Source organism: Methanoregula sp. UBA64 (genome assembly GCF_002502735.1).
Lineage (GTDB): Archaea > Halobacteriota > Methanomicrobia > Methanomicrobiales > Methanospirillaceae > Methanoregula.
Genome location: NZ_DAQC01000001.1, coordinates 930511 through 943944 on the forward strand (window position 1 = coordinate 930511; position 13434 = coordinate 943944).

Annotated in this window: 13 protein-coding genes; 3 read left to right on the forward strand and 10 right to left on the reverse strand. The window is 44.6% G+C overall.

The genetic code is table 11. The features are described from left to right. Positions 1-14: 14 nt before the first annotated feature. The 4 genes from BP758_RS04495 to gmd all read right to left on the reverse strand — a co-directional run bounded on the left by BP758_RS04495 (position 15) and on the right by gmd (position 3732). Complete coding sequence (locus BP758_RS04495) at positions 15-464, reverse strand: dTDP-4-dehydrorhamnose 3,5-epimerase family protein (protein ID WP_292369130.1); 450 nt, start codon at positions 462-464, stop codon at positions 15-17. After that, entirely contained in the window at positions 461-1528 is a 1068-nt protein-coding gene (gene rfbG, locus BP758_RS04500; RefSeq protein WP_292369131.1) for a CDP-glucose 4,6-dehydratase, read from the reverse strand. The genes BP758_RS04495 and rfbG overlap by 4 nt, the downstream gene beginning before the upstream one ends. Then, positions 1525-2307, reverse strand: coding sequence for a glucose-1-phosphate cytidylyltransferase (gene rfbF / locus BP758_RS04505; RefSeq protein ID WP_292369133.1), 783 nt, complete (start codon positions 2305-2307; stop codon positions 1525-1527). Before rfbF ends, rfbG begins: the two co-directional genes overlap by 4 nt. A 375-nt stretch (positions 2308-2682) precedes the next feature. Beyond that, on the reverse strand, positions 2683-3732 hold the full coding sequence (gmd, locus tag BP758_RS04510; protein WP_292369135.1) for a GDP-mannose 4,6-dehydratase: 1050 nt from the start codon (positions 3730-3732) through the stop codon (positions 2683-2685). A gap of 266 nt (positions 3733-3998) precedes the next feature. On the opposite strand from gmd, the gene BP758_RS04515 reads away from it, so the two are divergent. Together BP758_RS04515 and BP758_RS04520 are read left to right on the forward strand one after the other, a co-directional pair. Next, a complete protein-coding gene (locus BP758_RS04515) occupies positions 3999-5252 on the forward strand; it encodes a class I SAM-dependent methyltransferase (RefSeq protein WP_292369138.1) in 1254 nt (417 codons plus the stop codon). A gap of 31 nt (positions 5253-5283) precedes the next feature. Continuing rightward, positions 5284-6228, forward strand: a complete 945-nt coding sequence (locus tag BP758_RS04520; RefSeq protein WP_292369140.1) for a GDP-mannose 4,6-dehydratase — start codon at positions 5284-5286, stop codon at positions 6226-6228. 59 nt (positions 6229-6287) lie between these two features. Here the strand turns inward: BP758_RS04520 and BP758_RS04525 are convergent, their stop codons facing one another. Together BP758_RS04525 and BP758_RS04530 are read right to left on the reverse strand one after the other, a co-directional pair. After that, positions 6288-7436, reverse strand: a complete 1149-nt coding sequence (locus BP758_RS04525; RefSeq protein ID WP_292369142.1) for a glycosyltransferase family 4 protein — start codon at positions 7434-7436, stop codon at positions 6288-6290. Between the two features lie 300 nt (positions 7437-7736). Then, positions 7737-8543 carry a methyltransferase domain-containing protein gene (locus BP758_RS04530; protein ID WP_292369144.1) on the reverse strand — a complete coding sequence of 269 codons (807 nt, stop codon included), beginning with the start codon at positions 8541-8543 and terminating at the stop codon, positions 7737-7739. 724 nt (positions 8544-9267) lie between these two features. Between BP758_RS04530 and BP758_RS12345 the strand changes: the two genes are divergently transcribed. Next, on the forward strand, positions 9268-9537 hold the full coding sequence (locus BP758_RS12345) for a hypothetical protein (RefSeq protein ID WP_394339193.1): 270 nt from the start codon (positions 9268-9270) through the stop codon (positions 9535-9537). Between the two features lie 15 nt (positions 9538-9552). Here BP758_RS12345 and BP758_RS04540 read toward each other — a convergent pair whose 3' ends face one another. Genes BP758_RS04540 through BP758_RS04555 form a run of 4 tightly spaced genes read right to left on the reverse strand, consistent with a single transcriptional unit; the run spans position 9553 to position 13396 of the window. Next, positions 9553-10764 carry a hypothetical protein gene (locus BP758_RS04540; protein ID WP_292369148.1) on the reverse strand — a complete coding sequence of 404 codons (1212 nt, stop codon included), beginning with the start codon at positions 10762-10764 and terminating at the stop codon, positions 9553-9555. Positions 10765-10784: 20 nt separating this feature from the next. Beyond that, positions 10785-11816: a UDP-N-acetylglucosamine 4,6-dehydratase family protein gene (locus BP758_RS04545; RefSeq protein ID WP_292369150.1), complete on the reverse strand. Its 1032-nt coding sequence runs from the start codon at positions 11814-11816 to the stop codon at positions 10785-10787. Further along, complete coding sequence (locus BP758_RS04550; RefSeq protein ID WP_292369152.1) at positions 11817-12944, reverse strand: DegT/DnrJ/EryC1/StrS family aminotransferase; 1128 nt, start codon at positions 12942-12944, stop codon at positions 11817-11819. It lies immediately after the preceding gene. After that, positions 12941-13396: an acyltransferase gene (locus BP758_RS04555; RefSeq protein WP_292369154.1), complete on the reverse strand. Its 456-nt coding sequence runs from the start codon at positions 13394-13396 to the stop codon at positions 12941-12943. Before BP758_RS04555 ends, BP758_RS04550 begins: the two co-directional genes overlap by 4 nt. Positions 13397-13434: the final 38 nt, after the last annotated feature.

The window sequence follows — 13434 nt, forward strand, 5'->3', positions numbered from 1 at the left end:
GAAACAACCCCGGCTCACCCGTGGCGGATTTCCCAGTTGTAGGCAATCTTCTTGTCAAAGGGGCTCATCCGCTCAATCTCGTCGGGATCGTGGGGTATCGAGGAGCAGTTCGCTACGATCGACGGCGTTACTCCCACACCCTTAAACCCGTTCCACACTAGGGGAGGGATCCGGACAAGGCAGTAGTTATCGGGACCAATGAAAATCTCCTGGATCTCTCCTTTTGTCCGGCTTGATTCCCGGTCGTCATAGAGAACCAGCTTGATGGCGCCGAACGGCACCGCGTAATTCAGGGTCATCTTCCTGTGGAGGTGCCACCCCTTGATGACACCGGGATATATACACGAGAAATAGATCTCGCCAAATCCAATGAAATCCGGATCGTCATTACGCATCATGTGCATGATCTTGCCGCGCTCATCGGGGATTTGCCGAAGCGGTTTTACCAAAACACCTTCAATCATGGTGAACTCTCCATATACTCAATGATCTGCCGACGGGTGAGGGCCACCGCGTCCGTTCCCTCTTTCACCGACTTGTACCATTGTGCTGTCCGTTCGACGGTCTTTGCAAAATTCCATCGGGGATACCAGCCAAGGGCATGGTGCGCCTTGTCACAGTTCAGGTGCAGAAGGCCCGCTTCCGGCGGATCGCTCTCATTTCTGGCAATTTTAATCCCGCCGGATCCCCACACGCTGATCAGTGCCCGGGCAACCTCCTCCACAGTATGGATTTCCCTGCTGTCCGGCCCGAAATTATAAGAGCCACGAAACTGCGCCGGGTCTTCGTACAACCGCGATGCAAGGAGGAGATAACCGGAGAGCGGTTCCAGCACATGCTGCCACGGCCGGGTGGCTTGGGGATTCCTGAGCACGATCGGCTTTCCTGACTGAAGCGCCCGGATGCAATCCGGGACAATGCGATCTGTGGACCAGTCCCCGCCACCGATCACGTTCCCTGCCCTGACACTAGCCGCCCCAAACTGAGGCCGGCCGGCAAAGAATGAGTCCTGATATGCAGAGTACACGATCTCTGCCGCCGCTTTCGACGCACTATATGGATCTTTACCTCCCAATTCGTCACTCTCACGGTATCCCCAGCACCACTCCTTGTTCCGGTAACATTTGTCAGAAGTGATAGTGACAAGAACCTTTACCGAAGGGGTGAATCTCACCGCTTCCAGGACATTGACGGTTCCCCCTATATTGGTGTCCATGGTGAGTTTTGGTTCCCGGAAGGATTTCCGGACCAATGGCTGGGCAGCAAGGTGAAAGATAAATTCCGGCCGAGTCGTTTCCATGAATTCCCGAACTTGCGAGTAATCACGGATCTCCCCATCGGTGTGATGGATATGCCGTGCAAGGCCCAGAACATTGAAATGATCGCAGTCTCTCTCGGGGGGGTGGGAGAACCCATGCACATTCGCGCCGAGATAGTGTAGCCAGTATGCCAGCCAGGAACCCTTGAAACCGGTATCCCCGGTAACCAGCACGCGTTTGTTTCTGAAGATCCCAAGGGGGGGGGTCACCAGATCACCCAAGGAGCGTTCTTCTCTTCATAGACCTGGTTGAGGAGCTTGTACTCCCGCAAGGTATCCATCGGCTGCCAGAACCCGTCGTGCTTGAAGACCATCATCTCATTGTCGCGCACCAGATTCCGAAGCGGTTGCTGTTCGAAGACAGTATCTTCCCTGTCGTCAATATAGTCAAAGATCTCCTGGCGGCAGACAAAGAATCCTCCAGATATTCTTCCTCCGGTGGTTTGAGGTTTTTCATTGAATTCTGTCACAAGCCCCTTATCAGTACATTGGAGTTCTCCAAATCTTCCCGGAGGCCTCACACCCGTGACAGTCAGGATCTTTCCATGGGAATTATGGAATGCGATCAGTTTCCCAATATCGATGTCGCCGACTCCGTCCCCATAGGTCAGCATGAAATTCTCCTCATCCTGGAAGTATTTCTTTACCCGTTTGATCCGTGCACCGGTCATGGCATGCTGGCCGGTTTCCGCAAGCGTCACCGTCCAGGTCTCTGCTGCCTGATCGGTATGGTACTGGACGGGTGTTTTTCCACTCAAGTCAATAGTGAAATCAGTCGTATGCGCCCGGTAATTTGCAAAAAAATCCCGAATGGTGTCTCCCTTGTATCCCAGACAGAGCACGAACCGGTCATGGCCCCAGACTGCATAGTATTTCATAATATGCCAGAGAATGGGATATTCACCGATCGGGATCATCGGCTTTGGAATATTGTCCGCTACATCGCGAATCCGGGTTCCGTATCCGCCGCATAAGATGCCTACTTTCATGATGTAACCCCCGGGATTTTCGAGCCGGTTCTTATATACCGTTTATTTACGTTTTTAATTGTAAATAATTCTGCTTCTGAAGAAATGAGTTACATTGGGGGGAAAAAAACTTGTGCAGTAAGATCATTTATCGTTCATAATCATTACATTTCATCTATTGATATAATACCAGAGTTAAATAGGTTGGCGAAAGTGTATCTAATGCTGCCAGACGGTTAATAAATCAGATTTACCCTATCTGGAAGAGATATCTTATAAATCAGACTTCTTTTTTTAGGGCACTGTATGATCCAGATCCTGATGAGCGGGTCAGTTTTATTACGCAAACATTTCGGCATATGAGAATTTGTCGATAAAGTAAGAGGGGTGATCTGATCAATCTGCAGTCCAGAATTTGTTAGGATACTTTTTCTCGAGGATTTGATCACCATCTCCCAAAGGCTCCAGTCCTGCCGCTCGCATATCGGCATCCACCATTATTTTAACAAGATCATTGAATTTGATCTTCGGTTTCCAGTTGAGTCTCTTTTCAGATTTCCTTGGATCTGCTATGAGTACTTCCACTTCCGTTGGACGGAAATACGCCGGATCAATTTTAACATAGTGCTCAACATCCAGATCAACATAGGCGAACGCCCGTTCAAGGAATTCCCTCACGGAATGCGATTCTCCTGTTCCGATAACGAAATCATCTGCACTTTCTTGCTGGAGTATCCTCCACATCGCCTCGACATATTCAGGTGCATATCCCCAGTCCCTTTTTGCATCAAGATTTCCCAGATACAGGAACTGATCTTTTTTCATGATCAGCCTAACGATACTGTAGGTAATCTTTCTGGTAACAAATGTCTCCCCTCTCCGGGGCGATTCATGATTGAACAGGATCCCATTTGCGGCAAATAGATTATATCCCTCGCGATAATTTTTTACCATCCAGTATGCATAGAGCTTGGCACACGCGTAAGGGCTTCTTGGCGCGAATGCAGTACTCTCCTCTTGAGGAGGAGGCGAGGATCCAAACATTTCGCTGGATGAGGCCTGATAGATTTTTATTTTCTGGTTGCTTCTCCGTGCACTTTCCAGAAGACGAGTCACTCCCAACGCGGTGGTATTTGCTGTATATTCTGGCATATCGAAACTGACTCTGACATGACTTTGGGCTCCCAGATTGTACACTTCATCCGGCTTGATATTATACAAAATATAGGACATAGCTTCTGCATCGGAAAGATCCCCATAATGGAGGAAAAGGCGAGCTTGGGGGTCTCTGGGATCAACATATAAATGCTCAAGACGTTGTCGATTGAAGGACGATGATCTACGGATGATCCCATGCACTTCATAGCCTTTATCCAGCAGGAAATCGGCAAGATATGATCCATCCTGCCCGGTAATTCCGGTAATCAATGCTTTTTTTATTGACATTATATTTCACTTCTCTCATCGTGCATTAAAACGATCTCTTGTATACTGAAAAACAACAGACATCCTCACCCGGGAATTTCAACTCTTCAGAATTGATTTGTTTTTTAACTGATATAATTTTGGGAACTCGCCGGCGTATTATCTGGGGCATAGTGCATTAGTTGGAGGCATTTTCGATTATTGAGCAATGTCAGAAAATTTGGCTTTGATTTATTACATCTGGCATCGCATACTGTTAATCAAATGAGGAAAATTTTGGTGAGAGAATGGATATCCGCGAGATAAAAAAATGCCGCATCTGCGGAAATGATCAGATCGTTACGGTATTAGATTTAGGCAATCAAGCGTTATCCGGAAGATTTCCCGGAGAGGATGACCCGGATCCTCCCCGCGCACCACTGGTTCTGATCAGATGTGACAACTCGAAGAATCCGGGAGCATGCGGGCTTGTCCAGTTGAAGCACTCGGTTCCTCCCCTTGAGATGTATACCTGTGGGTACGGATATAGGTCCGGTATCAACAAGACCATGCGCGATCATCTCGCGGAACTTACCAGAAAATCGCAGACAATAACCCGCTTGGAAAAACAGGATATTGTTTTGGATATCGGTAGCAATGACGGGACGCTGCTGAAAAGTTATTCAATGGAAGATATTCGCCGGATCGGAATCGATCCCGGCGGAGAACAATACAAGAAATACTATCCTCAAGAAATACAGTTGATCTGCGATTTTTTCTCAGCGGCCAAATTTAACTCAGTATATCCCCACGAAAAGGCAAAGATCATTACATCTGTTGCAATGTTCTATGATCTTGAAAAGCCAATGGAATTTGTCGAAAATATCCAGCAAATCCTGCATAAAGACGGAATTTGGATTCTTGAACAGAGTTATCTACCCACCATGCTCAAGATGAATTCTTTCGATACCATCTGCCATGAACATCTGGAATATTACGCTTTCTACCAGATAGACTGGATGCTCCGTCGAAATAATCTCAAAGCGGTCGATATTGAATTCAATGCCATCAATGGAGGAAGTTTCAGGGTATATGTCACCCATGCAGACTCCAAAATCCCCCGAAATGAAGCGGCCCTAGATCGAGTCATAAAAATGGAGCGGGCACTAAAACTAAATTGTGAAATACCGTATCGGGATTTCTGTACTCGTGTCGAAAAGGTAAAGATGGATCTGAATACATTTCTGCGTACTGAAAAAACTAAAGGAAAAACGATCTTCGTCTACGGGGCATCAACAAAAGGAAATGTACTTCTTCAATATTTCAATCTTGATTCAAAAATTATCACAGCAGCTGCGGAACGCAATCCTGAAAAATGGGGTTGTCGAACACCCGGGACCGGAATCCCTATCATATCAGAAGCAGAGGCAAGAAAACAAAAACCGGATTATTTTTTACCACTCCCGTGGCATTTCAAAAAGGAATTTATCGAGAGAGAGGGCCAGTTTATAAAGGACGGAGGGAAATTCATATTTCCTCTGCCGGACGTAGAGATCGTCTGATATCCGGATTATCCATCGGAGGTACAGGCAGATGCCGCGAGCAATTATCGTAGGTGTAACCGGGCAGGATGGTACTTACCTTTTCCGTTATCTTAATGAACGACACTACGAAATTTTCGGGTTCGGTCGCACCAGGATAATGACAAACCGTGACGATTGGAAAAACCAAGCACATGATATCACAAGTTTTCAGGAGATCTCCAATCTTATCCAGAGAATACAGCCCGATGAGATATATCACTTGGCTGCTTTTCACCAGTCATCCGAAGACCCGGTTATTAACAACGAGACTCTCTTTCAGCATAGTTATGAGGTTAATGTCCTCTCCCTCTTTCATGTTCTTGAAGCACTCAGACTTTTTTCTCCCGATACGCATCTGTTTTATGCTGCGTCCTCTCATATCTTCGGAAGACCTGCCTCGGAACCACAGGACGAGACAACCCCCTTTAATCCCTTGGGGATTTACGCAGTAACGAAGGTTTCAGGATTACATTTATGCCGGATGTACCGGACACTGTATCATATTCATGCATCAACAGGTATTCTCTATAACCACGAATCTCCGATCAGAAGCGAGCAGTTCGTTTCCCAGAAAATTGCAAAGGCTGCAATATTATGCAAACATGATCCACACCACCGGCTTATTCTTGGAGATCTCTCCGTTGAAGTGGATTGGGGTTATGCACCGGATTATGTCGATGCGATGCACCGTATAACAACTCACCAGAAACCTGACGATTTTATTATAGCTACGGGAAAGAAGAGCCGTGTTGAAGACTTTGTAAAAATTGCATTTGAATATCTTGGACTGGACTGGCATGAATACGTTACAGAAAAGAGGGAGATCATCACAAAACCGGCAGTTGCGCTTGTCGGGAATCCGGAAAAACTGGAGCGGCTGACGGGGTGGAAGAGGACAGTGTCGTTCCCAGAAATGGTACGTCTCCTTGTCGAATCCGCACAGAACGATCTGTAAAAGCAGATCTGCGGCAGAGGGATCTGCCTGAAGGAGTCGGATTATATTTTTATATCCCTTCACTCGTTAAAACCATTATTCTGACGGATACCTAATCCAATCTCTCGGTGGAGTTTTCTTATCTGATCCACAGTTCTCCTGATATCGTACTCCTTTGCTCGTTCGGGGGCAGTCCTATGAATATGGTCACGTAAAGAGATATTCTTGAGTCCCTCAACAACCGCTGACGCCAGCTGGTCCGGATTTGCCGGTTCGACAAGAAGAACTGCGTCCCTGTCCCTGACGAACCGAGAGATGCCACCTACATCCGTACATACAATGATATTCCCCATGGCCAGATTCTCAAACACGGATAAACCGAACATTTCAGCCACCCAGGGAATAACCACAAGATCACATTCGGATTGACATTTAATCAGAGCTGGAAAATCGGCACCATCAAGGTATTGTATCCTATCCGAAACACCAAGTTCACCGGAACATTTCATCATAACTGACTTATATCCCTCCGCATCAGACCCTGAAAAAATGACCTCTGCATCAATTTCTGAAAGGATTTTTGGCAGGGCTTCAACCAGGTAAATCCATCCTTTCTCAGCGATCAGCCGGCCCGGACAGAATATCCGGAAGGGTTTGTGGGTTTCGATATTCGTACGAAGAGGAAAATCCTCAATATGAATCCCATTGAGAACGAGGGAGACCTGAGAATTCCTAATCGACCGGCAGATATCCGCAACTTCCGGAGTAACCGCAATGACGTGATCAGCTGACCGGATCGATTTTTTTTCAAGAAATTCCGCGGGCAGTACCATAAACAGGTACCTGGCAATACCTTTCAGTGTGAAATGAAGTTTACAATACTCTTTTCCACTATCGGTTATCATCAGGGTATGGCAGTGAACGATGACCGGGATATCCGGATACATTCGTTTCAGGAGGAACGGATACCATAATGACGGTTCCGTTTGCTGGACGTGGATGATGTCCACATTGCCACAGGGAATCGTTTTCAGAAATGAGACCGCCCTGAAAAAATTGAGAATATGTTTGATAACGGGAAGATTATTTCTTTCCACGTCCATGTTGGCAGGGTGATAAACCGTAACAACATCCCCCCGTTCCTGCAATCCGCGTGAGAGGGATTCGGTAAAGATCTCGATACCCCCCATATGCGGGGGATATACCGGAGTTACCATGGCGATTTTCATAGCATCTCATCCTCATGTCTGAGGTAAATCAACCGGCATTTGACTTTGTTTCATGCTTTTTCCATTAATTATCACAAGATGAGGGACCTTGGAGATAGAGATCGGCATGCATAAAATGCACTAGCAGATTTCTTGATATCAGAGGCACTGCATACCGGCCATTTCGTACGGGCCGAATGTATTCCGTTCGTTTTCGGAAGGTTTCACGTACTTTATTACCCCATGCATTTTCAATTGTCCCTGAACTCTATGTAATCGGCACACTAATCATTTTCATTTCAGCAACATGACATTGCCGATTTAATCATTCGGGACAATCGTATATTTTTCTCGTGGAGGTTCCGGTAATTCATCTCTTGAAATCCCGCAATACAACTCGCCCTCTTCATTGATCATGATCGGGAGGCCATCAATCACCGGATATTTCCGCCCACATCCAGGTTCACGGCAGATCAACCACTTGTTTTTATACAGATCCAATTTTCCCGGATCAGGACTGTTTTGCCGGAACTTTCCTGATACACAGTGTGGACATCGTATATGTGAAAATACCGTTTCGCCGGTTTCACACAGACATTTATTGGCTGGAATCAACGGCTTTATCACTCTTAATTCAAAATCCAACGATAACAGGACATTGCAAAGATAATAACTCATTGCTTTCATGATCCGTTTAGAATGAATAAACTTCTGTACCTGGGGGTTATATAGGCGGTCAACATGAACGACTTCAAATCGTGCTTTTGTATAGTAATTTCGTCCCGGGCGACTCCCATAAAAGTCAAAGCTCTCCTCGGTAAAAGCCTTGACATGCGTAGGATCCATCGCGGTATAGATACTATTCCAGTTCACAACCCGGATAAAAATTTTTGCATCTGGGCGGGCAATTCTATGGATCTCTTCCATAGTTTTTATTGTATTCGGAAGATGTTCGATGACATCGACAAGATGGATTTCGTCAAATGTATTATCTGCAAAAGGGTAAATCAGTTCAAAGAAATTCGCTACGACATCCACTCCTTTCATAGGAACGATATCAACACCCAATGCACCGTTTACTTTATTAGGGCCGCATCCAAGATCGAGTATTCTTTTTTCGGAATTCACGAATATCACCTTATCAAAAATACTCCTATGTATTGTTCAAGAATGGTCGGGATGATAACCCGCACATCATTTGTAGTAATTTTGCTGCCCCTCTTTTAATAGATATTTGTGCTCTGTAGAAACCCTATTTTCACAGAAGTAAAACAGTGACTAAACGATCTCAGGTTCATTTCCTCCTTATTTGGTTATGTTCAGTAACCGTAAGGTGGCAGAATAGTGTCGGCAAACCTGTATATCAAGTTTGTTGAAGTGTCCTCCGGATTGCTCCGTGATTCCCGCATTCCCCTTTTCTCATCGAAATTCTTGAAGAGGACATATCCCCAGCACCAGTCACTCATTCTTCTTCACCTAAAGGAGTACCTGTCAGAAGATTTCCGGGATACCGTAGAATTCACTGAAATCATGGACGTACTTCGTGAAAAGATCCATCTCGAGGAGGCCTCCCATTTCACGATAATCCACAAATTCTGTCAACGGATTCGATCATCGACATATACACGGTTTCTCAACCAACAGCTGAAAATGTTTTATGACGGAGGTGAGTGATACCCCCACTATCGAGTCATTCGGATTTACTTGCTCATACGCCAGTCACTATTATCCCTGGAGAACCGGTAAAATCAGGAAATGATTCCTGAAAATTTTAATCTCATTTGACACGGATTAACAGATCATAACCGGCCTGAAGATCTCCCAACATCCGGTCTATGATATCCCTCATGCCGTGAAATTCCTCAAACAATATCGCAGATATAGAAACTCTGATCTCTATATCATGGACAAAGGATATGACTCTGAAGAGAGCCATGAATTAATCCAGGATACGCTCAACTCCTGCTCACTCATCCCAGTCAGAAACAGAAAACGCAAACGAATCTCCGGTTACTATCGAAGACGGCTTGCTCTATTGTTCGCTGATGACAAATATCATCTTGTCTCTTTTGAGGAATTTTACAGTGCCAATAATTTACTCATTTTTTTAAATAGGAAATAATTTCTTATGAGAAAGTCATATCAATTTTTTTATATACAAAATAAATATTTCCCATACTGGAAGTTCTGGGGTTCCTTTCATTTTAATATAGTTTGATCGATATTTATCATAGGCAGTCAAATCGCTATTAAGAAGTGACTTCCTCGACAAATGTTCAATATGATCAAGATTAACTGGAGTGCAATGTAATTCCGAAGCGATCCCCCCGATATAAATACCCGGGATATATTTGCCTGCATCCATCTTCTGCAGTTTGTCCATAGTGACAAATATGATCGGTTTTTGGTAAAGGATTGCAAAGTTCAGCGCAGTACTCATATGTGTTATAACATATTGTGAATCTCTGACAAGTTGTACTGTATTTCCTTTAATTATGGGTCTCCCCTCAAAATAGTCCGGAAGTTCGTCGTAGTGTGATCGAGGGTGTGCCGCAATGGTGATTTTACAGTTCAATTCATGTTCAAGACGCGAAAAAAAAGCGCAGATTTTCGGGTAGTACTCTTCTGGTGTGATCGGATATTCTATGCCCATATAGTTAAAATCTGGATGAAACGGTAAATAATCATCAAGAAAAACACCCTTTAGGATATCATCGCGCAAATTTTGTTTATTTTCCATAAGAAAACGATCATAATCTAAAGCATGTGCCCACAGAAAGTGCGTATTTTTATCAACAGGGTACAATTTTACAGTTCGCGTTTTCTCTCCACCGGTTAAAATCACTACGTCAGCGGCATTGATCCCAAATAACGAGTAATGCTTAAGTAATATCTTTCTCCAAACGTGGTGGACAACATCCCTTGGATGAAGACAGAGGACTCTTTTAATCAATCTCTTGAGTGTGTGCGCTCCTGTCGTATCTTTTAATTTTAAGGGATTTGGAAACGATACTGTCTGCGAGACACAATATTTTATGTTTTTCCGAGATAATTCACGGTAAATAAAATAAGTATTGGTATCATAGGCTATCCAGCAAATCACCATAGTTGTGTTTTCGAGACCGGATATTGCTTTAATAACATCACTCCTATTGCAAAAGGACCGAATTTTAATAAGATTAAGTTCCTTCGGAAGTATCTCCTTTGCCCGAGCACTCGTATGTAGAATTTCTAATATATCCCATACTTCGACATCGAGTCGATTTTTTAAAAAAAACGCAATCCCAAGCCGGTCGTAATCCCATGAACTGAATGGATTTTCAGTTATAATGATTATTTTATGTATCATATTCTGTACGGATTCTTGGTTTATTCATCAAATGAAGTAATCAATCTCCGAATATCCCTCTTTGTAATCAGCTTCACATTCTCTGACGAGAACGAATCCACTACTGCGGATCTAAACCCATGGGGGACTTTTGTGGAGGGGGAATATTCAGAATAAACAACCTGCTTTGGCACGATAATATACATATCATCGTTTTCGAAGACGCTGGTTGTTTCATCTGCGGTCATCAGCACTTCATCAATCTTCTCTCCACATCGCATCCCCACAATTGAAATCGCAATATTCTTGGGATTCAGACCATATCGAGGCGCAAGTACATCCCTCATCACTTCCGCAAGATCCATGATGCGAAGAACGGGCATCTTCAGGATAAATATCTCATCACCCGTAGAACACATTCCTGCAGTGAGTATCAGGCGGGCTGCTGAGGGAATATCCATAAAAAATCGTCTCATATCTGGATGGGTGAGAGTAATCGGCCCTCCCTTTCGAATTTGCTTAATAAAAAGAGGAATTACGGATCCTCGGGAATTCAGGACGTTTCCAAACCGCACACATGAAAAGATTGTTTTCTTTTTACCTCGGTAACTGTTTGCAGAAATCGTCAGACGCTCAGCCAGCAATTTGGTTGCACCCATTACATTTGAGGGATTAACTGCTTTGTCTGTACTGATTGTGATTACCTTTTGGACGCATTGGGCAAGTGCTGCATCCAGAACATTCTGCGTTCCAATAATATTTGTTTTCACTGCATCAAATGGATTAAATTCACACAAGGGTACGTGTTTGAGCGCAGCTGCATGGAAAACGATGTCCACACCGTCCATTGCCATCATCAGCCGCTCCTTGTCCCTGATATCACCAATAAAGGATCGAATCTTTTCAGACGCCAGATCCTGTTCAAGATCGAAAAGACCGGTCTCATTGTTATCGAAAACTCTGATACTATGCACGTCATATTTGAGAAGTTCACGGACAAGGAAATTCCCGATAGATCCTGCACCACCCGTTACGAGGACGGTTTTTCCGTTGTAGTACTCCTTCAGGTCCATTCATGCAGCTCCATAAAACTCTGAAATCCCTTCAACGACTGTTGAAATATCTTCTTCCGGCATACCGGGATATATCGGTAAACTCAAAATCTCGTTTGCGACATTCTCCGTGACCGGTAAGATTGCGGTATAATTGAGGGCCTGACGATAATAACTTGTCTGGTGTACAGGTGAGAAATAAATTTTTGACATAATTCCTTTCTTTTTAAGAGATTCCATTAGTTCATTACGCTTGGGGACCCTGATCGAGAATAATTGAAACACATGCCGGTAATGTTCTGGAACGACCATCAGCCGGACCTCCTGGCACTTCTTCTGGAAAAGAGCAGTGTACAACTCTGCAATATGAATGCGCATCCGGATTATTTCTTCTGCTTTCCGCAGCTGGGCAAGCCCGAGAGAGGCCAGGATGTTGGATAGTCTGAAGTTGTAACCAAGGGTGATATAATCCATCGATTCTGATGAGGAGAAATAGTCTGCGGTATCCAAGCGTCCATGCGATCGGATCAGTTTAAGTCTCTCATAAATATCGCGCGAATCTGTAATCAGTGCACCACCCTCACCGGTTGTGATGATCTTGTTCTGGCAGAAACTGACCATAGCAGAATCCCCAAATGATCCCACCCGTTTTCCTCCGATCGATGCCCCAAATGCCTCAGCGGCATCTTCTATCAGGATAAGGTCATGATCATCTGCGATCTCCCTCAGCTCTCTGATCCTGCAAGGACAGCCTCCGTAATGGATGGGAAGAATCGCTTTGGTTTTCGGAGTGATGGCATTTACCACGCTCTCAGGATCCAGTCCGAGTGTGGTCTCTTCAATATCAGCAAATACCGGCCGGGCTCCGACAAATTTTGGCGCATTTGCCGTTGCGATAAACGTGAATGATGGGACGATCACCTCGTCTCCATTACCAATACCATGCGCGAGAAGGACTGCATGAAGCGCAGATGTTCCGGAGTTAAACGTCAGACAATATTGTGTCCCCAGATATTCCGCAAGTCCCTGCTCAAACTGAGTAACGTTTGGTCCCACCGCCCAGTTCATTCCGGAGCGTATTGCGGTCTCAACGGTCTTGGTATCATCCGTATCCCAGTACATTTTGAAAAGGGGTATCTTCCAGGTCATTCAGATGACTCCTTTTGTTGGATTTCAATAATTTCATCACCGCGTAATGTTCGCACAACTTTGGCAGGGACACCGTACGCGAGAACGCCATCCGGGATATTATGATTTACAAAACTGAAGGCTCCGATAATCGATCCTTCTCCCACAGTTACTCCCGGCATAATTACCGAATGCGTACCGATGCGGCACCCCTTCTTCAACCGGACTTCTCCTTTTTTATTATCAATTGTTGAAACAGAATAGACAGAACAATGTGATCCGATCTGGACAAAATCTTCAATTATGACACCCTGTTCCGCATTAACATATGAAAACGCTCCGATATCGGTTTTATAACCAAGATGAAAATTTTTCGTGTGTTTTACTATCCATTGGTATTTTGTTGGGTCTCCATCTTTGATCTCCGGGGGCTCCCAATTTTTAAACAGCATAATCAACAACACTCCTCCCATTGAGATTGATCATACCCGGAGAAATTTTTGTTTTTGTT

Excerpts from the sequence above, each read along its gene's own strand:
- BP758_RS04495 (WP_292369130.1), bottom strand. The coding sequence starts at position 464 with ATGATTGAAGGTGTTTTGGTAAAACCGCTTCGGCAAATCCCCGATGAG.
- rfbF (WP_292369133.1), bottom strand. The coding sequence starts at position 2,307 with ATGAAAGTAGGCATCTTATGCGGCGGATACGGAACCCGGATTCGCGAT.
- gmd (WP_292369135.1), bottom strand. The coding sequence starts at position 3,732 with ATGTCAATAAAAAAAGCATTGATTACCGGAATTACCGGGCAGGATGGA.
- BP758_RS04515 (WP_292369138.1), top strand. The coding sequence starts at position 3,999 with ATGGATATCCGCGAGATAAAAAAATGCCGCATCTGCGGAAATGATCAG.
- BP758_RS04520 (WP_292369140.1), top strand. The coding sequence starts at position 5,284 with ATGCCGCGAGCAATTATCGTAGGTGTAACCGGGCAGGATGGTACTTAC.
- BP758_RS04525 (WP_292369142.1), bottom strand. The coding sequence starts at position 7,436 with ATGAAAATCGCCATGGTAACTCCGGTATATCCCCCGCATATGGGGGGT.
- BP758_RS04540 (WP_292369148.1), bottom strand. The coding sequence starts at position 10,764 with ATGATACATAAAATAATCATTATAACTGAAAATCCATTCAGTTCATGG.
- BP758_RS04545 (WP_292369150.1), bottom strand. The coding sequence starts at position 11,816 with ATGGACCTGAAGGAGTACTACAACGGAAAAACCGTCCTCGTAACGGGT.
- BP758_RS04550 (WP_292369152.1), bottom strand. The coding sequence starts at position 12,944 with ATGACCTGGAAGATACCCCTTTTCAAAATGTACTGGGATACGGATGAT.
- BP758_RS04555 (WP_292369154.1), bottom strand. The coding sequence starts at position 13,396 with ATGGGAGGAGTGTTGTTGATTATGCTGTTTAAAAATTGGGAGCCCCCG.